General features: G+C 57.3%; 17 protein-coding genes and 5 pseudogenes. 4 read left to right on the top strand and 18 right to left on the bottom strand.

The genetic code is table 11. The annotated features are described in order from the left end of the window. Window positions 1-174 precede the first annotated feature (174 nt). Together N8E88_RS10965 and N8E88_RS10970 are read right to left on the bottom strand one after the other, a co-directional pair. Entirely contained in the window at window positions 175-1,515 is a 1,341-nt protein-coding gene (locus tag N8E88_RS10965) for a carbohydrate porin (protein WP_262291767.1), read from the bottom strand. A 194-nt stretch (window positions 1,516-1,709) separates the two neighbouring features. Then, window positions 1,710-3,422, bottom strand: coding sequence for a thiamine pyrophosphate-dependent enzyme (locus N8E88_RS10970; RefSeq protein WP_262291768.1), 1,713 nt, complete (start codon window positions 3,420-3,422; stop codon window positions 1,710-1,712). A gap of 786 nt (window positions 3,423-4,208) precedes the next feature. Between N8E88_RS10970 and N8E88_RS10975 the strand changes: the two genes are divergently transcribed. Continuing rightward, the gene (locus N8E88_RS10975; protein WP_262291769.1) at window positions 4,209-4,703 is read left to right on the top strand and encodes a DUF3455 domain-containing protein; all 495 of its coding nucleotides are present in this window, start codon (window positions 4,209-4,211) and stop codon (window positions 4,701-4,703) included. Window positions 4,704-4,825: 122 nt separating this feature from the next. Here the strand turns inward: N8E88_RS10975 and N8E88_RS10980 are convergent, their stop codons facing one another. The 9 genes and pseudogenes from N8E88_RS10980 to N8E88_RS11020 all read right to left on the bottom strand — a co-directional run bounded on the left by N8E88_RS10980 (window position 4,826) and on the right by N8E88_RS11020 (window position 12,860). Further along, entirely contained in the window at window positions 4,826-5,146 is a 321-nt protein-coding gene (locus N8E88_RS10980; protein WP_262291770.1) for a response regulator transcription factor, read from the bottom strand. A 153-nt stretch (window positions 5,147-5,299) separates the two neighbouring features. Further along, on the bottom strand, window positions 5,300-5,926 hold the full coding sequence (locus tag N8E88_RS10985; protein ID WP_262291771.1) for a response regulator transcription factor: 627 nt from the start codon (window positions 5,924-5,926) through the stop codon (window positions 5,300-5,302). After that, on the bottom strand, window positions 5,926-7,563 hold the full coding sequence (locus tag N8E88_RS10990) for a sensor histidine kinase (protein ID WP_262291772.1): 1,638 nt from the start codon (window positions 7,561-7,563) through the stop codon (window positions 5,926-5,928). Before N8E88_RS10990 ends, N8E88_RS10985 begins: the two co-directional genes overlap by 1 nt. Before the next feature lie 36 nt (window positions 7,564-7,599). Further along, a pseudogene (locus N8E88_RS10995) lies at window positions 7,600-8,043 on the bottom strand (hypothetical protein); the annotation flags it as partial. Window positions 8,044-8,076: 33 nt separating this feature from the next. After that, window positions 8,077-8,763, bottom strand: a pseudogene (locus N8E88_RS11000) (carbohydrate ABC transporter permease). Between the two features lie 11 nt (window positions 8,764-8,774). Next, entirely contained in the window at window positions 8,775-9,008 is a 234-nt protein-coding gene (locus tag N8E88_RS11005) for a hypothetical protein (protein WP_262291773.1), read from the bottom strand. Between the two features lie 189 nt (window positions 9,009-9,197). After that, entirely contained in the window at window positions 9,198-10,160 is a 963-nt protein-coding gene (locus N8E88_RS11010) for an ABC transporter permease (protein WP_262291774.1), read from the bottom strand. 23 nt (window positions 10,161-10,183) lie between these two features. Continuing rightward, on the bottom strand, window positions 10,184-11,671 hold the full coding sequence (locus N8E88_RS11015) for a sugar ABC transporter ATP-binding protein (RefSeq protein WP_262291775.1): 1,488 nt from the start codon (window positions 11,669-11,671) through the stop codon (window positions 10,184-10,186). Between the two features lie 85 nt (window positions 11,672-11,756). Continuing rightward, window positions 11,757-12,860: a substrate-binding domain-containing protein gene (locus N8E88_RS11020; protein WP_262291776.1), complete on the bottom strand. Its 1,104-nt coding sequence runs from the start codon at window positions 12,858-12,860 to the stop codon at window positions 11,757-11,759. Between the two features lie 478 nt (window positions 12,861-13,338). On the opposite strand from N8E88_RS11020, the pseudogene N8E88_RS31800 reads away from it, so the two are divergent. Together N8E88_RS31800 and N8E88_RS11025 are read left to right on the top strand one after the other, a co-directional pair. Next, a pseudogene (locus N8E88_RS31800) lies at window positions 13,339-13,509 on the top strand (GntR family transcriptional regulator); the annotation flags it as partial. Continuing rightward, the gene (locus N8E88_RS11025) at window positions 13,510-14,091 is read left to right on the top strand and encodes a GntR family transcriptional regulator (RefSeq protein ID WP_262291777.1); all 582 of its coding nucleotides are present in this window, start codon (window positions 13,510-13,512) and stop codon (window positions 14,089-14,091) included. 43 nt (window positions 14,092-14,134) lie between these two features. Here the strand turns inward: N8E88_RS11025 and N8E88_RS11030 are convergent. Continuing rightward, window positions 14,135-15,240 (bottom strand): annotated as a pseudogene (locus N8E88_RS11030) (autotransporter outer membrane beta-barrel domain-containing protein); the annotation flags it as partial. On the opposite strand from N8E88_RS11030, the pseudogene N8E88_RS31535 reads away from it, so the two are divergent. Next, window positions 15,215-15,361, top strand: a pseudogene (locus tag N8E88_RS31535) (ABC transporter permease); the annotation flags it as partial. The pseudogenes N8E88_RS11030 and N8E88_RS31535 overlap by 26 nt on opposite strands. A gap of 418 nt (window positions 15,362-15,779) precedes the next feature. On the opposite strand, the gene N8E88_RS11040 reads toward N8E88_RS31535, so the two are convergent. From N8E88_RS11040 to N8E88_RS11065, 6 genes are all read right to left on the bottom strand, one after another. Next, complete coding sequence (locus tag N8E88_RS11040) at window positions 15,780-16,208, bottom strand: VOC family protein (RefSeq protein ID WP_262291780.1); 429 nt, start codon at window positions 16,206-16,208, stop codon at window positions 15,780-15,782. A 687-nt stretch (window positions 16,209-16,895) separates the two neighbouring features. Next, the gene (locus N8E88_RS11045; RefSeq protein WP_262291781.1) at window positions 16,896-17,816 is read right to left on the bottom strand and encodes an ACP S-malonyltransferase; all 921 of its coding nucleotides are present in this window, start codon (window positions 17,814-17,816) and stop codon (window positions 16,896-16,898) included. Then, window positions 17,810-18,658 carry a triphosphoribosyl-dephospho-CoA synthase MdcB gene (gene mdcB / locus N8E88_RS11050; RefSeq protein ID WP_262291782.1) on the bottom strand — a complete coding sequence of 283 codons (849 nt, stop codon included), beginning with the start codon at window positions 18,656-18,658 and terminating at the stop codon, window positions 17,810-17,812. Before mdcB ends, N8E88_RS11045 begins: the two co-directional genes overlap by 7 nt. Next, entirely contained in the window at window positions 18,655-19,302 is a 648-nt protein-coding gene (gene mdcG, locus N8E88_RS11055) for a malonate decarboxylase holo-[acyl-carrier-protein] synthase (RefSeq protein ID WP_262291783.1), read from the bottom strand. The genes mdcB and mdcG overlap by 4 nt, the downstream gene beginning before the upstream one ends. Then, window positions 19,295-20,011 (bottom strand): biotin-independent malonate decarboxylase subunit gamma, encoded by a 717-nt coding sequence (locus N8E88_RS11060; RefSeq protein WP_262291784.1) that lies wholly within the window; start codon window positions 20,009-20,011, stop codon window positions 19,295-19,297. The genes mdcG and N8E88_RS11060 overlap by 8 nt, the downstream gene beginning before the upstream one ends. Next, a complete protein-coding gene (locus N8E88_RS11065) occupies window positions 19,998-20,897 on the bottom strand; it encodes a biotin-independent malonate decarboxylase subunit beta (protein WP_262291785.1) in 900 nt (299 codons plus the stop codon). The genes N8E88_RS11060 and N8E88_RS11065 overlap by 14 nt, the downstream gene beginning before the upstream one ends. Window positions 20,898-20,899 lie beyond the last annotated feature (2 nt).

The following is a 20,899-nucleotide window of genomic DNA, read 5'->3' on the forward strand; positions in this document are numbered from 1 at the left end:
TGGGCGTGACAGAGACACTAAAACTTGCCGGAATTTCAGTTCCCGCGACACCTCTCATAGAGCGCGCGCTGGATTATGCGCATGAGGCATACGAATCCCATCCATACAATCACATTGTCAGGTCGTGGCTCTTTGCAGAATGGATCGGACCAAAATACCGCCCCGGAGAGGTTTTTAGAAAGTGACGGCAGTTCGCAGCCCGAAAACGGCAGCATTCCCAATCGCCGAGCCGGGATCGTTCGGATCGGCCGCATTGCCGCCCGGATGAATGATATATTGGAAGAAGGGCTGCACTGCCAGCCACTGCGTAACTTGCGCTTGGTATGTAACTTCGATCACGGCCTCGTAGTCTGGAATGGGTTGCGACATGCCGCTGAACGCAATGTCCGCTTTCGCTAGATTCGACACGCTGTTGCTTAATTTCGCGTAAGCGAAGCCGATCCCTGCGGTGTCGTTGTCACGTCCCGGCAAAAGCCCCTTGTAGGCCATACCCATATCGACGTACCAGGTGATGCTGTTGCGATCTTGCTCGGGTGCGATGGCAACGCGGACAAATCCGTTGAGACCGTTGTCACTGCTGCCGGGCTCCTGCCAGAGTGTTTGGTCGGCAATGGCGTAGATCGCGTAATCTCCAGACAGTCGCCTCGGGCTACCGCTCGCCAAGGGGTTGGCTAGCAAAACGCCATTCGAGGCGGTGGAGAGGCTGTCGAACGTTTCCGAATTATACCACATGCCAATCTTGTATGTGCCGGGTAGGCCGGGATCACCCTTGGCAGGCGTATAAGCATAAGATGCCTCGGCAATGGCGAGAACTCCATCGCCAAGCGAAATACCGAACCCGCTGGCATCATGTGTTGGACGGCCGTTGAATACCGCCGCCTGCAGCGCCCATGCATCATCGGGCTTTAAAATGACTTGCACCCCCGGCGCGGCGAAGGGATAAGCTGGTCCTCCTTCGGGGAGGTCGACAGCAAAAAGGCCGGGAAAGCCGAACGTGGAATTCACAAAAAGACCTGCAGTGTTGCTGATCGCAAAATTCTGGTCTGCCAGAATCTGCCCGACCTTCAGCGTAACGGAATCTTTCATCAGGCTTTGCGCAATATAAAATTCACCGAGCCTGACACCGCTTTCGGCCTCGACCGAAGTCACGGTCAACAGGTTGTTAAGGTCGTGCTTCGACAGACCTTCGCCTTGGATTGCATATCCCGAGATATGGATCTTGCCGCCAGTCCAGCCGCTCAGCCGATCCATATCGAAATCGCCCTGCAACTGGAAAACGCCGTCATAGGCAGTCCCCGTTCGCACGCCGCCTGATACGTTGCCGAGCCAGTCGCTGGTTTGAGAAATTGTGAAGACCACACCCTTATCTCGCAGCCAACTCCGATAATCGTTCCAGTCGCCCGTGAGCGCGGTTTCTGAATAGGATGGGGGAGCGTCCGCACCCGCATTCGCTTGGGTTGCGGATAGGATCATCGCAAGTACGATTGGGACAAGGGCGCCGTTTCTGATCATCATACCCTTCCGAGGGCGCAATTGCCTTGTCTATCCGTATCGGAGGCAGCGCTACCTTATTCCCAAATACCGTAAATCATCCCAGGTCACTATTCGCAGCGGATGCGCCTGATTGCGATTATCGCCTCAAATCCGCAACATCATCGCCTACAGCCACAGAGCCGCATTTATCGCCCGTCCGGCAAGACGATGCCAGGTCAAAGGAAGTTTTCCCTCACCATTTCCCAAACATCCTTTCCCCGACCGTGCAAAACGGCGCGAGCTGAATAAAGCGCCATGCCAACTGCTGGTGCCGCAGCTATGAATGGTGGCATGACCAGCTGCATGGGACTGACGTGCACGTGCAGCAGTGCAGGCCCCGGTTGGGCAAGCCAGTCCTTGACGCTCCCTTCAAGTTCGTCCGCCTTGGAAACCGTTTGGCCCCAGAGGCCCAGCACTCGCGCAGCTTCCCCGAAATTCGGGTTTTTCAGCCGCGTGAATGTATCGAGCATCCCCTCAGCCCTCTGCTCGATCTCCACGAAGCCGAGTTTGCCATTGTCATAAACGGCAATCTTGATCGGCAATTGCTCCTGGACCACGGTCATCAGGTCACCGAAAAGCATTGCGAGCCCGCCATCGCCGGCCAGACAGACGACCTGGCGGCCTGGCTGAGACTTCTGCAGCCCAAGGGCCGAGGGCATGCCGCCAGCCATGGTTCCATGCAGGAGACTGGCAAAGGTGCGGCGCTGGCCATTGGTCTCGATGTAGCGAACAAGCCAAACGGCCGGTGTGCCAATGTCCGCAGAAAATATCGCGTCCTTGGCGGCATGGCGGTTGATCACTTCAGTCAGATAGGTTCCAGGAATACTCCCGTCGTGACCCGCGACAGCCTTGGCCTTTTCCGATTTCCTGGCTTTGGCGTAGCGCTGTACGTATCGGTCACGGAAGGAGGCGTCAGTGCGCTCGACCAGCTTCGGCAGCAATGCTTCCAGGGTTGGTCTCACATCGCCGACAACACCCTTGGTGATCGGATGGCGGCGCCCGAGGTGTGTTGGATCGATATCGACCTGAACAATCTTCGCCTTGTCGGGATAGAACTGCCGCCAGGCAAAATCGGCCCCCAGAAGCAGCAGCGTGTCGCAATCGAGCAAGGCGTGATATCCGGCTTCATTGCCGAGGATGCCGGTCATCCCGATGTTGTAGGGATTGTCAAACTCGAGAAAGTCTTTCCCGCGCGAGGTATGGGCGATCGGGGCCTTGACCTTTTCGGCAACCGCCAGGATTTCCTGGTGTGCCCCCTGGCAGCCCGCTCCTGCATAGATGGCGATGTCCCCGCCGTTGTTGAGTATCTCGGCGATTTCGTCGAGATCGGCATCGCTCGGTCGAACGACGGGCTGTGCAACGTGAACTGCGTAGGGGATGTCATCGTGTACCGTTGAGGCGGAAACGTCCGCCGGCACGATGAGAACGGCGACCCCGCGTTTCGCCAAAGCGGTCTGGCAAGCGATGACGGTTTTGCGCCGCGCCTGCTCCGGTGTATAAATCATGTCACAGAAAACGCTGCAGCTGTTGTAGATCTGCTTGAAATCGACTTCCTGGATGAAATCGAAGCCCAACTCATCGCGAATGATCTGGCTTGCAATGAGAATGACGGGCGCGCGGTTTCGGTTTGCTTCAAAAATCCCGTTGATGAAATGGAGGCTCCCAGGCCCGCAACTTCCGGCGACGGCCGTCAAGTGACCCGTCAGTTGTGCTTCGGCCTGTGCGGCGAAAGCGCCGGCCTCCTCGTGTCTCACCGGCACCCACTCGATCGTGCTTCGTTCGAGCGAACGCGCGATCAGATTGAGCGTGTCACCCACGACGCCGTAACAATGTTCGACGCCTGCGCTCTGCAGCGTTTCAACGATGATGTCTGCTACCTGCTTGCTCATGGCGTCCAACTCCTGGTGAGACCGTTTCGAGCCTCGCATAAATGGACCAAATCCATGAGATTTCTACTATACGGATGTATGAGCTGCTATTTCGTTGGCCCAGTTATACAAGAACGGGCTCGAACCCGTCCTAAGTCGAGATCTCCCGAACAGGCTGCTGAGGGCAATTGTCTAGAGACACAAGCTGCCCAATTTGGCCTGTGGTACTGCGGGAGCGTTGTCGTTTCCAATGCGCCGTTTATCGACAGCGTGCTTGGTTTGGCGCGATTAGGCGTTCGAACGCTGGGACTTTTCGACAGGGTCGCCGCATAAAGATTATGCGAAACCGGTAGTGCAATCCTTACTGGCACGTTTAGGCAAATCATACCTTGGGCAAACCATACCTACGTATACTTTCGCATCGGGCTGATTGTTTGTACCTCTACTACCGCGCCTGTCGAACACCGATGGGCCCAGGTAGTTTCCCCGGCTACCACGCTTCAGTTTCCCCCTGGCTGAAGCCCGGACATCCTCCCGTGTCCGCAAAAGACCGCCCGAAGCCCACCGGGCGGTCTTTTGTTCTCAACAAGCGGGAGACAACAAGGAAGAGAAAAATGAAGCTGCCACTTGCAATCGCTTTTCACTCGATCCTGTTATCCGGTGCCTTGATCTCCCGATCATGGGCTTCTCCCCACGGACACAACGTTCACCATGGCCGAGTGCAAAGTCTCCCATCAAAGGGACAGACATGAGACGCCAGGTTAGACAGAGATTTCGTAATATCGATCTCCGGATTGGAATCCCCCAATGTTCACTCGCTTGCTATTCACTTTTGCGGCTCTTGCGGTTTTTTCGGTTTCTGCGGTCGCTCAGGATTTTCCTGCAGAGCTTGCGCCTCCGCATGGTGCCACGCTGCTCGGCAGGTACGCCGCAAGGGGCGTCCAGATATATGTCTGTCGTGTCAAAGGGACCACACGCGAATGGGACTTCAAGGCTCCTGAGGCCGAGCTTACCGATGCACAGGGCAGGCCATTCGCCAAGCACTATGGCGGCCCTACATGGGAAGCGGGCGACGGCTCCAAGGCCGTCGGCAAGGCCTTGGTAACCGAACCCGCACCGAAGCCAGGCGCGATTCCCTGGCTGTTACTGTCGGCGGATTCTTCGGCGTCGGGGATACTTGCCGGGGTGCGTTTTGTCCAACGTATCAACACTTCCGGCGGAGCTGGACCGACCGGCACGTGTCCGACGGTCGGGTCAGAGCAGCGTGCCGATTACACTGCCGACTACATCTTCTATAAGTGATCATGTTCTCTGGAATCGGCTTCGTGAGTTGCGTCTATTGCGGCGACGCCGCCGGAGTATCTGTGTTCCCCACCAATCCGGGAGACCCTCCAGCGACTGCCGGATGAGCCCTGCAATAACGTTCACAAGGCCAAGTTTTCGATGCACTCGATCACCTCTTCACAATCAAAAGGTTTTTTGAAAAAGGCAGTAGCCCCTGCTGCCATGACCTGCCTGTGTATCCGCTCATCCTCGAATGCCGTAATGAATATGACCGGTGTAGTGTCGCCGGCCTTACGCAGGATATTGAACAGCGCTACCCCGCCCATCCCATCCATCTGCACATCCGTGATCAGGCAATCAATTTCGACGGAGTCTCTTTGAGTCAGGAAGGCTTCGGCATTTGCAAAAGCATGGACATCGAGTCCGTGAGCACCGATCAGATTCTCCAGTGCAGCCCGCAATGATGCGTCGTCCTCGACGACAGCTATGGATTTCAGATTGGACAAGGATGCCCTTTTGCGTACTCAACGCGCTTTAATAACTTTACAGACAAATGCGCCCGAGCCCGACGAAATTCAACCATACTCAGGTTTACCCTTCAATACGTTCAGTGATTACCTTTTCAGGCGAGGCAAAATCGTCTCATATTTCTTGACAAGCTCGGCAAGCGTCCGCACACCCATCTTTTCCATTACGTGGCCGCGATGAATTTTGACTGTTATTTCACTGACGCCCAGTTCGCCGGCAATCTGCTTGTTCATCAGGCCGCTTGTCACCAGGGCGATTACCTCACGCTCCCGGCTCGTCAGACTCTCGTACCGCTTCACCAGCGCGGACAGTTCGCCATCGCTCGTCCGACGAGCCCGATCAAGCACGAGCGCATTCGAGACCGCATCGAGCATATCCTGGTCGCGGAACGGCTTGGTAAGGAAATCAATGGCGCCAGCCTTCATCGCCCGCACAGACATGGGAACGTCACCGTGGCCGGTCATGAAGATGATGGGAATATTGTTGCCAAGGTTAGCGAGCTGGTTCTGGAAGTCGAGGCCGCTGACGCCTGGAAGGCGGATATCGAGAACAAGGCAGCTTGCGGCGGTAACCGTCGCAGGGCGGTCAAGCAGTGCCGACGTAGAGCCGAACAGCTCCACACGCATGCCGACCGAGCGGAAAAGATTGCCCAGCGCTTCTCGCAGGTGCGCATCATCGTCAACGACAATGACGAGTGATGTGAGTTCGGCCATCACGCGGCTTCCTTTTCCAAAGGAATGGTGAATTCGAACGTGGTGCCTGCTCCCGGTTTGGAACTTGCACGGATGCTTCCACCATGGGCAGTCACGATCGACCGGCAAATCGACAACCCCATGCCCATGCCGTCTGGCTTGGTCGTATAAAACGGGTCAAAGAGGTTAGCGCGGACTTCAGGCGTCAGGCCTGGGCCATTGTCGTGGATTTTCACAAGAGCGGACCGTTCCTCGGCAAAGGTTTCTATAAGCAGCTTGCGGGTGTTGCCAGCGGCATGTGCCATTGCCTGGATGGCGTTTAACAGCAAATTCAGGATGACTTGTTGCAGTTGTACGCGATCACCGTTGACCTCTGGCAGATCGGCTGCAAGATCGAACCGCAAGCTTACCTGATTGATGTCAATTTCGCGCCGGACAAGCGCCACCGTCTCATCGAGAACCGCATTCAGGTTGATCTGTATCGGCTTTGGAGGCGACTTTACTGACAGCGCCCGCAAGTTCTTGATGATGTCGCTGGCACGTTGTGCATCGGCAATCATACCCTCCATCGAAGACCGGACTTTCTCAAGGTCCGGTACGTCCCGTCGAAGCCAGCGCAAGCCGGCTCCTCCGTTGGTGACCACGGCGGCCAAAGGCTGGTTGAGTTCATGCGCGATCGATACCGTCAGCTCGCCAAGCGTTGCCACGCGGGTGACATGCGCCAATTCTGTTCGCGCTGCATGAAGCTGGTTCTCGGCTTCCCGTCTCGCCGTGACATCCATGATGCTGATCAGGACCATGTCGAGAGCCGGGCGATTGGCGGGGAAAGCGACATTGTATAAAACGGCCAGCTGGCGGCCTTCCGCATTGTTGATCACCGTTTCGGCCTCATAGCTCGACTGGCCGGACCAGATTGCCGCCAGGAATGTCCAGGCTTTGTCGATGTCCGCGGTGATAAGTCCAGGCAGCATGGTCTCCAGCGCGTTGCTGTCTGCGGCATTGAACATCGTCAGCGCCGTATCATTCGCGTTGATCAACTTTATGGTTTTTGCAACCTTGTAAGGAAACCCCGGATCAAGCCTCCGGGCATGATCGATGTCCCGCACGCCGTCAACCTTGAGCCTGTCGATAGCCGCCTTGAGGCGTGTGAAATCCATCTGCAGGATGCCGACACCCGTCGCCAGGAAAATCGTGCGGTAACGCTGTTCACTTTCGGCCAGAACACCGATCGCAGCTTGCACCCTGAAGGCAAGGAGTGTTGTGATCCCGATGGCCGCAAGGCTGACCAAGCCACGCCCCATCGACTCTTCAAATGCAGGCAGTCCTTCGCCATGCGAAATCAAAAAGCCTAGAACCGTCAGTCCCATGCAGCCAGCACCGATCAGAACGAGCCCTGCCTGGGTCGCAAAATTGAGCGACAGCAAGACCACGAGCACGTAGAGCACCGCAATGGCAATGTCCAAGGATGTCAACGTGTCCAGCATGAAAACGGCTGCCGCGATAATGGCAGCAGCGGTTCGCGAAAATCTTAGCGTGTTTAGGCATGCAAAATTGATAATAGTATTAAAACGTTCAGCTGCCAGCCACTGAACAATGGCTGTTCCGATACCTCGTGAGGCCCCTGTCTCAATCGCTGTTTCTCTCTCTTTCGTAGACATTGTAAATCCCCTCTTTCAGCAGTCGTCTCGCAGCAAGGAAATGCCGACTTCGTCGGCGAGGAAGGCCTGTTCGGCCGCCTGTTTGGTCAGGACCGGCACGCCGCCTTGCTTGACCATGTGGCCGATGAGATTGACGGCGAGACGTTCGTGGTCGTTGACGGCAACCTTCTTTTCGTCGGGCGAGAGCATGGCGCCGCCATTGCCGAAGATCATCGCTGAGAAATTCCAATCGTCGCCCTGCCAACGCAAATCGATGCCTTCATTGCCATCGCCCCCTTCTTCATAGGTCGCCGAGGGGTTGGCGAAATTGATACGAATGTCCGGATTCGCTTCCATAAATTTCTTGGAAATGACATCCATCCCATCCTGGAAGAAGTCCGGCATCGGGGAATGGACATGCAGCGTCGTATCGGCAAAGGCCGGAACGCAGAGCCCTATAGCGATCGCTGCCGCGGCAATCGTCTGCTTGAAGAAGTCCATGGTTGTCTCCTGTGGTGATATCAAAGAGGTGGTTCAGCCCTTCAGGCCGGTCAGAGTGATGCCTTCGATGAAGCGCCTTTGCGCCAGAAACGCGACGACCTGGGGAAAGTGTGATCAGCGCCCCATAATCATCGCCGGCCTCGGCGGTACGAAAGAGCAGACCAAGCGGCGGCGGCCCTTTCGGTACAGGAGCTGACGAGTAGCGGCCAGAACAGTTCGTTCCAGTGCTCGACCACAGGGAGGATCGCGGGCGCCGTCACTGCCGGCCAGGCATTGGGGGACAATGACGCGGTTGATGAACGGCGCCGACAGTGCAAAATAGCTGTTAAGCATTTCGACCTGGTTCAGCACCACATAGATCGGCAACGCGGTCGCATGAATCAGCATGAGCAGTCCGAGCAGGACCATTGTCATCATTGTCTGTGCAGGCCGGAGTTTCAGTTTCGACACAGCACAGGGTATGGCGATGACCACCTGCAGCACAAAGATCAGCCCGCAAACAATGAAGCCGTTGAACGGGAGCTGCGTCACCGGATCATGCGTAGACGCCTTGCCGAGATCCTCCCACAAGGCCCAGCACTCCGGCCAGAGCGATAGCGAAGACGAAAAAATCTCCTCGCGGGATTTTGCTGCGGTCGAACGCATCCAGATATAGGGCGCGAGGAGCAGCAATGCACCCCCAGACAGAATCGAGAAGCACAGATTGCGCATGGAGAACAGGGCCAGCGGGTTCAAGTGTAGTGCAGCCGGCGATCGACAATCGGGTGTTGCAGGAATATCAGGACGACCGGTACCACCAGGAGAAGAAAAACAAGACATGCACCAGCATTGACTTTGAGGCCGACAGGTGCGCCGGTTGCCAGATTCAGAATATCGGCAGGTGCAGCGCTCAAGGTGACGCCGTTTTCGCTGCCGGTAACAGGTGTGAAGGCAAGCACTCCGGAACCAAGGATTTCCAGTCGCAATAGGAACTGGTACTGGCATGGCGCTTGCTGCGGTCGAGGGTGCGGATGTGTCGGCGATTGCTGTCAGATGACGGGCGGCCCGGTTGGGTGTGATATAGGCGTCAACGGCAGGGCGCATGTCCAAGAGCTGTTCTGAAAGCTTGTTGAGATGATCTGCGATGTATCCGGAACGCTGCTTTGCCACCAACGTTAAGCCCGATCCGTCCGAGACATGAAATAAACGGCGATGACTATCAGCGCGCCTTTGAAGAGTTGCTGGACGTAAGGATCGACCCCCGTCAGGTTCAAAATGTTTGCCAAGACACCAATGATCAATGTCCCGAGAAACGTACCTCCGACAGAGCCTTTGCCGCCGAAAAGCGAAGTGCCTCCCACTACCACCGCAGCGATGGCGTCGAGCTCGTAACCCTGTCCGGCAATGGGGGTACCAATACTGAGCTGCGAGGCATAGACGAGGCCGGCAAGACCCGAAACACCTCCAGCAATGACGTAGACAATGATCTTGTAGAAGCGAACCGGTACGCCCGAAAGCCGGGCCGCTTCTTCATTCGAGCCAATGGCGTAGATGCTTCTGCCAAAGGCAGTGAACGACAGGATTACCGCGCTAACCGTAAGGATAGCGAGCAGGATGAGCGAGGGAATGGGAATTCCGAACAAATAGTCATTGCCAAGATTATAGAAATCTTCATTCAGGATCGGAATCGGGGTTCCGCCCGTATAGAGAAATGCGAGTCCCCGTGTAAACGACAGCATTCCGAGCGTCATGATGAAGGGCGGTATACCAGCCGACGCCACTCCGAGGCCATTGACCAGGCCGGCGGCCATCGCTACCAGAAGCCCGATGGGTATCGCCACTGCCATACCATGCGTTTGCAGCAAGCCCGCATAAACGACAACCGAGATCCCAAGGATTGATCCCACGGACAAATCGATACCTCGTGTCAGAATGACGAATGTCAGGCCAATGGCCAGAATTCCTACAATTGCGACTTGCCGCAAAATATTGAGAAGATTCGATACAGTCAGAAATCTGTCGGAAAGGAAGGAAGCGGCGACAACCAGGATGAGCAGAGCTGCGAGCACTCCAACCCGCCGCCAAATCTTGGCGACGGAAACAGAGTAGGTGGGAAGTGATGCTGACATCTTCGGCATTGCTTTAATCTTCTGGTTCCAAATCAGTCTGCCAGAGCAGCTGCTCTCATAATTGTATTTTCGCTCGCTTCGTCTCGCGACAATGTCGTTGCAACTCTGCCCCGGCGCAGGACTACAATCCGGTCCGCCAGCCGCAGGATCTCCTCCATCTCGGAGGAAATGAGAATGACACACATGCCGGATCTAACGAGTTCATCGATTAAAGTGTAAATCTCGCTTTTCGCGCCGATATCAACGCCTCGTGTCGGCTCATCGAAAATCAAGATGCGCGGCTCGACCGCTAAGGCCCTGCCTATCAATACCTTTTGCTGGTTTCCACCGCTCAAAGTCCGGATTTCTGTGTCGATTCCGGAAGGGCGAACATCGAGGCGCTTCACGGCATTCCCTACATATTTCCGCTCCAGGGACCGGTTCAAAAAACCAAACTTGCGAAAGCGCGCGAGACCAGAAATTGTTGCATTCTCCAGAACGGGCCGGTTCGGCAAAAGTCCAAGCGATTTGCGATCCTCACTAACGTAAGAAATACCCAACCTGGCGGCAGCCTTGGGATTGCGCGGCCGGACAACTTCGCCGAACACCCTGATTTCACCGGATGTTGGACGGGTTATTCCAACGATGGCTTTCGCGACCTCCGTGCGTCCGGCGCCGACAAGTCCTGCCAGGCCAACGATCTCGCCTTGCCGGGCCAAAAAAGATACGTCCTCGAAGCTGCCACGAACACTCAGTCGGTTGACTTCGAGGGCAGGCGAACCGAATTTCCTGGCGCTTGCCTTGTGTACCGGAAAATCCCTTCCGATCATTTTGGCCACAAGCCATTCCTGGTCAATGGACGAGACCGTGTTCAGGCCGGTTCGCGACCCGTCCCGCAACACTGTGACCGTGTCTGCGATGCGGAAAATCTCTTCGAGATGGTGCGAGATGAAAACCACCCCGATGCCGTCGGCCTTCAATCTCCCGATCAAAGTGAACAGCGTCGCCACCATAGCCTCATCGAGGACAGCGGTCGGTTCGTCTAAAATAAGAACCTTGGCTTCAAACGAAATCGCCTTGGCAATCTCCACCATTTGCTGTTGAGCGATACTGAGTTCCCCGACCGGGCGTTTGGGATCGATATCGATGGACAGACGTCGTAAAAGCTCGCCCGTGTGCTCACGCATGCGTCTGCGATCGACGAAACCCGATTTGGTGCGAGGAAAGTGGCCCAGGAATATATTTTCTTCAGCCGAAAGGTGCGGAGCGAGCGACAACTCCTGATGAATGACAACGACCCCACGGGCAATTGCGTCGCGGGGAGACCGCAGCGTCGTTTCGACGCCGTTGATCCGCAGTTGGCCTTTGTCAGGGCGGTGAACACCAGCCAAAGTCTTTATCAGCGTCGATTTGCCAGCGCCATTTTCACCGACGATAGCGTGGACTTCGCCTGCATGAACCTTAAGGTCGACGCCAGAGAGCACGGTATTGCCATCGAACGCCTTTGTCAGCGCTATGGCTTCAAGGAGGATCTTGTCCATCGGCCTGTCCTGATTGTGCAGTTGCAATGCTAAGCTTCAAGTATGTGGCTGCCCGTCAAATACATCCGGACAGCCTCGGCTCGTGTTACTTGCAAGGATCGAGCGTGGGTTCGAAATTGCCCCAGCCGCGGCCGATCCATTCATCGGCATTTTCAGCAACCACGGTCGGTGAATCAGGCAAAAGCAGACGCTTTCCTGGCATGTCATAATCTTGCATACCGGCAATCTCCTTTCCCATGAGCTTATAGAGCGCCGCCCGAAGGCCAATGTCAGCTATGAACGGAGTATAGTTGCCATCAGCGCTGAAGGTACCGGCTTTTACTGATTTGAATCCAGCGTTGGACCCGTCAAACGTGTAGTGGCGTATATGGTCGCCGCAACGCTTCGCCCGCGCAATCGCAAGCTGTGCGCCCCAAGATGACTCTTCCGCATGGGAGAAAATGGCGTTGATATCTGAGTGCGCGGTCAGAAAGTCTTCCATCAGTGGCACAGCTGGTTCGCGTATCCATTGGCCATCACCGACTGCGAGCACTTTGATATCCGGATATTTGCCCAAGACATTCTTCATGCCTTGATCGCGATCAACAGCCGGAGACGAACCTTTAAGTCCGGTGATGACGACGATGTTGCCCTTCCCGCCAAGATCTTTCGCCATCCGTTCAGCAACCTGTTCTGCCATCGTGACATTGCTCTGCCCGATGAAAAGCGTCTTGTCTGTCGGCACATCACGGTCCATCACGATAAGTGGAATGCCCGCAGACTGAACGGCTCTGGCCGCAGGAACTAGCGCAGCCGATTCTACCGGGCTGAGAAGAACTGCGTCGACCCCGCGAGCCAAGAGATCGCGGACATCATTACTCTGCTTGGCAACATCGACGTTGCCATCAAGAACCACAAGCTTCACATTGGAGTGACGGCAGGTTTCGGCCTGGAGCGATTCTAACATGGATACACGCCAGGGATGGTTGAATGCGGTCTGTGAGAACCCGATGGTAATATCCTTCGTTTCTCCACCAACGGTAATCGGACCGTCCTCGAGTGGCAGAACCGACGTGAATGGTAGTTTGTTATATTCCTCCAGAAGCTGAGTGCATGTCTTTTGCGAGATCGGCTGCGCGTCTTCCGCAAAAGCTATCGTCGCGGGAGGCAGAATGACTATCGGCAAGATCGTAAGCAGCCGTTTCAACATGGTTTAATTCCCCTTTGCCTTATGGCGATTATGTTGATGAACGATTTGAAAGTGTGATCTCGTTCCTTCTCGTTTTGGATGCTTGAGAATTATCCTACCGCTTGGCGAGCCAAGTCGCGATATTGAGCCAAAGCTTGGGATAGCCTTCCCGTACAACCAATTCCGGGGGGGCACCAATGAGGGCCGCAGTCAGACGAAAAGACACTCCGTCCATCGCCTGTTTCGCGCACGGCAATAAAACCCTTCACATGAACGCTGTGGGTCGTCCGCGGTTCACCCGCAAACAGGAGTTTTATCGGATCAGCCATGTCCTTGCCTTCCATCTTCAAATTTTGTCCGCTAGATGTGCTTGATCCGTATCTGCCGCAGGCAAGTACCGTGCAGGAGAAAGGTTCCGTATGCTGAAGTGGTCGTGCCGATACAAGTTCATAAATTCTCTTTCATTGACTTGTCATGACGTTCGTACGATATGACTTTAATGTGGAACAAACCGCTCCCCGAGTCCAGCCCTCTTCCGCTATGGTTTCAAATCGCCGAGCGATTGCGCGATGCAATATCTAAGGGCGAGTTCACACCCGGCGACACGCTTCCATCGGAGAGTCAGCTGAATGCTACTTTTGGGGTTAGCCGGTCGACGTCACGTGCCGCGTTGGACAAGCTTGAGCAAGAGGGTCTGATTGTCCGCAAATCCGGCAAGGGCTCCATTGTCGTCAGACCACGCATAGACCAGCCCGCAAATGAAATGTTGGGCTTTTCGGATGACATGAAGCGAAGGGGTCTCAAACCGTCATATTCAACGCTTTTTGCAGGACGGGCAAGGGCTCCGATAGAAGTTGCAGAAGCGTTAGGCGTAAAAGTCCATTCATCCATCTATCAGTCGCGCAGGTTGTTGAAGGCCAATGATGCGCCCATTGGGATCGCAGTATCGTGGTTATCTCCGACATTTCTCCAAGGAGGCGGCCTACCCTCTGCAACGGCATTGAATGAAGGGTCATTGTACGAATGGTTACAGCGTGAATTTGGAGCAAAGGTTGTTCGCGCATCCGAGTATATTGAGGCCGCCGTCGTCGACAGTGAAATGGCCGCCGAACTCCATGTCAGGAAAGGGGCGGCTGTCTTGATTATCCGCCGCCAGTCTTTTGGTGAGGATAATCTGCCTATCGAGTACGCCATCCTGTATTACCGCGCCGACCGATATCGCTTGCAGCTTGAATCCGGCGTTGTAATCTAAAATTCAGCCCTACTCTCAGACCATCGCGCGGCAGTGGTCTTCCTCAATACCTGTGGTGTTGCGGCGTGATTGACCAATTCTCGTCGACGACGATCCGCTTGCCGGTTTCGCGGCTCAACGCGTAGCCGAAACCGTCATTGCCATTGATCAGGCTCTGGCCCAGCGTGTCGGAGGTAATATCGCTGTCGTACCAGTTGAGCTGCATCTGCCCGTCGACATAGAAGCCGTTCTGGGCAAGCCAGGTCAGCGTACCGCCAAAACCGTAGCCGTCAGTGTCGATGGAACCATTACCGAACAGGGACGAGACGTCGGTTGAAATCTCGCCGTATTGGAATGTCACGCCGCCCATCAGCGTACCGGACTGGTTTTCGTAGAGCTTGCCGTCAAGACCCGACTGCAGCCGCCAGGTGTTGTAGTCATATTCCGCCTGCGTGGTCGAGCGGTCAGGATCGACGCGCGAATGTGCACCATCGATACGTGCCCATATGGCGCCCGCATCGATGGTGGCCGTGCCGCCTTCGGAAGGCAAAGGTGCAGCCTCGGGCGTTCCCGGCCCGTCGCCTTCGGCAATCATCGCACCGCCTGCGCCTGCCCAATAGCGGTTGCCGATGCGTTGCTGCATCGAGCCGACGCCATTGAGCACCTGCAGGCTCTGGGCGTAGGCCTCGTAAAGTGGCGCCCCCGGCTGGTAGAGCGGGCCAGCAGCTGGCGGCGGCGTCGTCGGCGGCGTCGTTGTCGGGGGTATGGTTGGGGGTATGGTTGGCGGTGTCGTGGGGGGCGTGGTTGCCGTCAGCTCGGATCGCAGATACCAGTCGCCATCGCCAGGGGTGCTCACCCCGTTCTTGTTGAGCGTATAGCCATAGGCACCCGCCACCACAGCCTGCTGCCCGCCGATCACTAGTCACCCAGCAGCGAAAAGGCGCCGTTGGAAGCACCGCCGACGTCGACGATCTTGATGCCTTCGACCGTCTGGCCGCCCGCGTTATCGGGATCAAGATTAACGACCTTGACGTTGGTCGTGCCTGCGGTGTCGCCGGTGACGACGAGACGGTCTGTGGGCGACGCGTCGCCGCGGAGCTCGGACTCGATCACCAGCGTGCCGCCATTGCCGGTGTAGTTGCCGTCGACCGGCAATATCGATGCAGTTGGCCTCTTCGCCGGTATCATCATCCTGACGGTGTTCGTGCTTGTGATAGAACGAATACTGGATGTGGTGGACGATCGCCTGACTGGACGGCGGCCAAATGCCTCGGAGGAAAAGGCGGCTTAATTGGAACAGACGATGCAGGCTTTAAACGGTGGCGGCAACATGAAGTGGCCACCTGTACAAATTTATATTCTGTCAAAAACGGTTCCTTTGAAAAGGCCGATAAGAGCAAATTTCGGGCAACTTCAATTGTAGCGCTGGTGACTACAATCCGTTGTCGAAGTGCGTTTCACAACATTCCCTACCGGTCGCCTTGAACCAAGTCCGAATCGATAACGGCGCTATTCTTCTCATCATCACGCCGCAGAACAGTTGAAATTCCTCATCTCACCTTTAAAAGTAAAGCGACACTGAAATCAGCTGCATGGATGCCTCTGCGCGGCAACGGTGTGAGCCGCAGTCACGCAACCTTGAGCGATACGGCAAATTGCGTTGGGGAAGCACACACTCCCGCGTGGACGGTTGCCTTGGTCCCCTATGACTATGTGGATGCATTCCATATGACCTCCCAGAGATGGCCATCCGGGTCTTTGAAGTAACCCGAATAAATACCCCATGGTCGGTCATGAGCTGCGTCAGTGAGCGTGGCGCCAGCTGCTTTCGCCTGGTTCAGTATTTGATCGACCTCGCCTTTGCTGCCGGCGAGGTACCCAAGACTGAACTCTGTGGAGCTTGGTGCCCCAATGGCGTGGTGCGCATCTTTGGCAAGCTCACTTCGAGGATAAAGGGCAAGGGTAAGGCCGCCTTCCAGGTGAAACATCACTACGGCCCCGGCGGCATGCGTGTCGTCGCCTTTGAAGTCGTCGGCGGTAATACCCTTTGTGGGCCAACCAAGGCCGTCGCGATAAAACGCAAGCGCCCGATCCAGGTCGTCGACCCCAAGCGTGACGATACCAATCCGTGGCTTCATTACCCACCAACCTTCGGTTCGTGATTTGATTTATATATGTGGTGGATAAGTTCGGCGACAAGAGGTCAAATGCAGCTCGGTTTCGATTGCCTTCACAACTGATGCAATTGATACTCCGGATCGACCGGAACGAGTCGGCACATATGACACGTGGAGCTGAAGATCTACAAAGGGACCGGTACAGGGACGGCCGTTTTAGCCATAGCTCTCGATTGCGGACAGTCGGGTAACGCCCCAAGCCGCCCGGCTACTTTGATTAAACCGGTAGACTGTACTCCGCTTCCTAATAGCCGACGAAGCGGAATGAACACGCGCGGCCTGATCCGGCTAGCTGCATCGGAAAACTGTTCCGGACGGCAGTTTTAACGGTCGTGTTAATTACTTGATTTTCAAGGAAAAATAAGTGAGAAATCTGGAAAAGTAATCCAACTTTCATTAAGGCCCATGATGCAAAATAACCTATTACAAACGAATAGCTTATTTTCTGTGACTGTTCCGGATTTTCCGGAATAGTGCTACCGATGGGGCGGATTTGGCAAGGGTGCATATACCAACGACGTCGCGCTACCCACTAGGCGAGGCCGGATGTCCCGCTCGACCTAATAGATCATTATGGCATCACGACGCGCAAAAAGTCTCTGCGCACCACCGACCCTTGCTTGTGGCGTGGTATGCAAGGCTCGTGGCTCAGCCGGATGTGAGCCACTTGCGGATTCCTCCTATGGTATGGAAGGCGGCGGCGGCGTAGCACTGGACTTCGGGAAGCTCTGCACGCGCCATCTCGGCAAGCGCGTGTCCGGGCCCGAGATCCAGGGCGCGGTCGACGCCCAGTTCGGAAAGAACTTCAAGGGTAGTGGCCCAATCGATTGGGGTTGCGACTTGGGCAGCCAGCTTGGCCGCTGCCGTCGCTGCCTCGACGACGCGTTCGCCGTCGCCGCCGGCCAGCAGCAGGCGACCGGTTACCGGCCCAGCCGATGTCTCGGCTGCCAGCGCCGCGCGTAGCGGGGCGACGGCGGTCGCGAGATGACTCGTGTGCGAGGCGATTTTCACGGCGAGAAGATCGGCGTGCATCGCGCCAGCCGCCAAGGCCGCGTTGCAGACCGCGATGACATCGGCTTCACGGCCGCCTATGACGAACAGGTCTCCGGGATTGGTGATGGCGATTGCGCAATGATGACATTCTGTCAACCGTTCGATCGCCGGCCGCCGCAGCCCGCGGACATAACCTAGCCGTCCGCCGACGCCTCCTGCGACGTCCATCGCACGCGCGCGTTCGTCAGTAAGCCTCAAGGCAGTCGCGGCGGTCCAGATTCCGGCGATGCTCCAGGCAGCCATCTCTCCAACACTATAGCCGGTGACAGCGAACCGCTCCGGCAGCGCATCCTGAATGCAGGCAAGCATCGTCAGCGCTGCCGTCACGGAGAGGATCTGGCTGGTGCGGTTGGCGACCAATCGATCGCTTCTTGTGCTTTGCACCAGATGGCGCGGATCTTCGCCGAGGAGGTGCGTCGCCACCTCGAAGATCGTAGCCGCTTCCGGTCTGTCGGCAACGAGGTCGAACATATCCGGGGACAGCAACCCTTGCCCGCCGCAAAGCAGAGCTAACATGATGCTTCCAGATGATCGACAAACAGCGTCATGGCCAAGAGGTCCGCGCACCCGCCCGGACTAAGATTGCGGACGGTGAAAGCTTTGTGAATGGCAGTGGCCCGGGCTTGCCAATCCGTGTGTGCAACACCGCCTTCCGTCAGGAAGTTTGACGCCTGCACCTGTGCGAAAGCCAGCCCGTCCGATCCAGCTCGATGCAGGAGATTGGTGTCTTCGACCGAAGCGATCAGAGCCATGCAAGCATGGACGCGCGCTGCCTCTTCGCCGCGAGCAAAGGCGCGGCCGGCTCGCAGTGCGGGCAAGGCGATCTCGTAGACCGACGGTAGGCCCTGTGCGGCTTCGGCGCGGGCGCCACCAGCGCCATAGCGGCGTGCCGCACCGGCGCCGTGGCTGTACAAAGCAGCCGGGCCTGTCAGGATGGCCTGCCCCCAGCGCTCGGCGATGATCGCACCGAGAGAGCGGGGAATGCCGTAAGCATGTCGGAAACCCGCGGCGGCGGCAAGAAGCCCCAGGCCGAAGATTGCGCCGCGATGGGTGTTCACGCCCCCGGTCGCAGCGAGCATTGCACGTTCGGCGGCGATGCCGATGGCACGCAGGCGATCCATGGCAGCGCTTGCGGCGCCCGCCGCCGCGAGGTCGGCGAAAAAGGGGGCGAGCGTTTCTGCGCTGCGGATCAGCAGCGCGGCGTCCATGTCACGATGCGCGCCATTGTCGATGTGACTGACCAGGCCGGGCTTGGGATGGGTCTCGACTTCCAGCCTCAGACACAGCACTGCGAGACCGCCTATATCTTCACTCTTGAAGCTCGGCTCGGACGTGTAGGCAAGCAAAGTGGCGATCATTGCATGCCTACCGTGAAGAGATCCGCTCGGGAGACGGCCCGCACGTCGCGCAGTTCTTTGACGACGACGACGTCAGCGCCGGCATCCCGCAGTTCTCGCCACTGCACGGCACCCGTGGCGTTATGTACCTCGCCATCGACGCGCATCGGCGCGATCTCGTCAATGGCCGTGATGCCTTCAAGCAGGGTGTCGACATCGCCACCGTGCGGCAAATACCACAGTAGATCGAGGTCCGAACCAGCGGAAAGATAGGGCAACGCCGTAAGGTGCTGCCAGGCCAGACTGCCGAAGACCCGCGTAGTTGGATCGAGGCAGATCAATTGGTCGATGCATCGGCGCCAGCAGGCGGGTGCCGATACGGCAGCGGCGAACAGCAACGGCGGCGGATCCGCGCGCAGGATATCGTCCGGATCGAGCGTCACCGCGATACGATGTTTGCCCTGTGCCGGTGGCAGGGGTAGGCCGAGGGACACCGTTCGCGGGTCGTCGCTGAGTAGCTGCCGTCTGACAACAAGCGGATAGCCGGCATCGGCCCATCCCGCCACGACGGGCTTTTTCGCCAGGTCGGGGCGCTGCATCATCAATGCAGCCCAGGCGCGCGGCGAGGGTTTTACCATGGTGTGGCGCGGCAAAATCTCAGGCACGGGATGCCTCCTTTTCGACGCGCTCAGCAATGGAGGCGGCCTTTGGGCGCCCGCCTCGACTTTCGCCCAAGCGATCACGTACGTCGCGACCGCCCTGCTCGTCGAGAAGTGCCAGAAATTGTTCGGCAAGCGATTGATCGGGATTCCATACGGCGCGGATGGCCCCGGTCTGCGCCAGGTTGTCGAGACCCGGCGCGAATACCGGCGTTTTCTCGGCCTTCGTCTTCAGCACCTCGATCGGCAGTTTGGTGACACGCGCCATCGACGGCAGATCCATCACAGCCGGGTAGGCACCCGGGAGCGCGACAAGTGTTCCGGTAGCCAGTGCAGTGGCAATGAAGGCGCCGGCAGCGCTTCCGCCGTACAGCAGGCCTATGGTCCTATGACCTCGCACCTCCGCCAGCAGCAGCGTCTTGGCCAGGTGGGCCAGGCATTCGCTGAGGCCGAGCAGTTCGTCGCGCCGGCTCATCTGTTGACTGGAAGAATCGATCAGCACGAGAATGGGCGCAGTACTCCCACCGCGCACAATTTCCAGCACATGGCCGGCGAGGATGAGCGCGCCGTCGCAGCTGAGCGCGCTTTGACCGGCGATGCCGATGACGTGAACCTTGATCGGGTTGATGATCCCGATACCGGCGATCAGATTGTCCGTGACAGTCACCTCATGGCCGCCCGGGAACAGCGAAGCCAAGATATCAGCGAGCTTCATTGGCTGTCTCCCGCTTGTCGGTGACGCGTCGCAGAAATTCATCGGTTGCAAGGCCTGGTATTTCGGCCGGATCGCTGACGCCTAGATCTGTCCAGATATCAACGGCATCATGCGCCCTGCCGAAACGCTGGAGGCGGCGTTCGAGACGTTGCTGCTCGGCCTCTAGCACGGCGGCATCAAGCCGGCCGTTGCCGGCAAACGCCATGAGCGCAGCGTCGCGGAAGGCCAGGACATCGTCAGCGACGAAGGCATCGGCTCCGCCGATCAAATAGCGGTGCTTGCCGCCCATCGTCCGCCAGACGAGGGCGCGGTCACGTGAGTCGAATTCCTCAACCCCCTTGTTGGTCTCGATCACTTCCGGACCGCTGACGCCGATGCGACCCTGTTCCGAAACGATCAAGGCGGAGCAGCAACCGGCAATCAGACCGCCACCGCCGTAGCATCCGGCGCGGCCGCCGATCAGGCCGACCACCTGCACGCCAACCATTCGCACCTCGACAATCACGCGCATGATTTCGGCGATAGCGATCTCGCCCGCATTGGCCTCCTGCAGCCTGACACCACCGGTGTCGAACAGGATCAGCACTGGTTCTCCGAGCGATCGAGCGGCCCGGAGAAGGCCGGTGAGCTTTGCCCCATGGACTTCGCCGAAAGCGCCGCCCATGAAGCGTCCCTCCTGGGCCGCTACCAATACGCGGCCTCCTTTGAGAGTGCCGCGACCGACGATGATGCCATCATCGAATTGTTCCGGCAGATCGAAAATCGCCAGATGCGGGCTGATCTCGCGCTGCTCGGGGCCGATGAATTCTACGAAGCTGCCGAGGTCGAGGAGAGCCGCGACACGCTGGCGAGCGCCCGCCTCATACCAACTGGTTGCGGATGTCATGC

It is taken from the genome of Phyllobacterium zundukense, assembly GCF_025452195.1.
Taxonomy (GTDB): Bacteria; Pseudomonadota; Alphaproteobacteria; order Rhizobiales; family Rhizobiaceae; genus Phyllobacterium; species Phyllobacterium zundukense_A.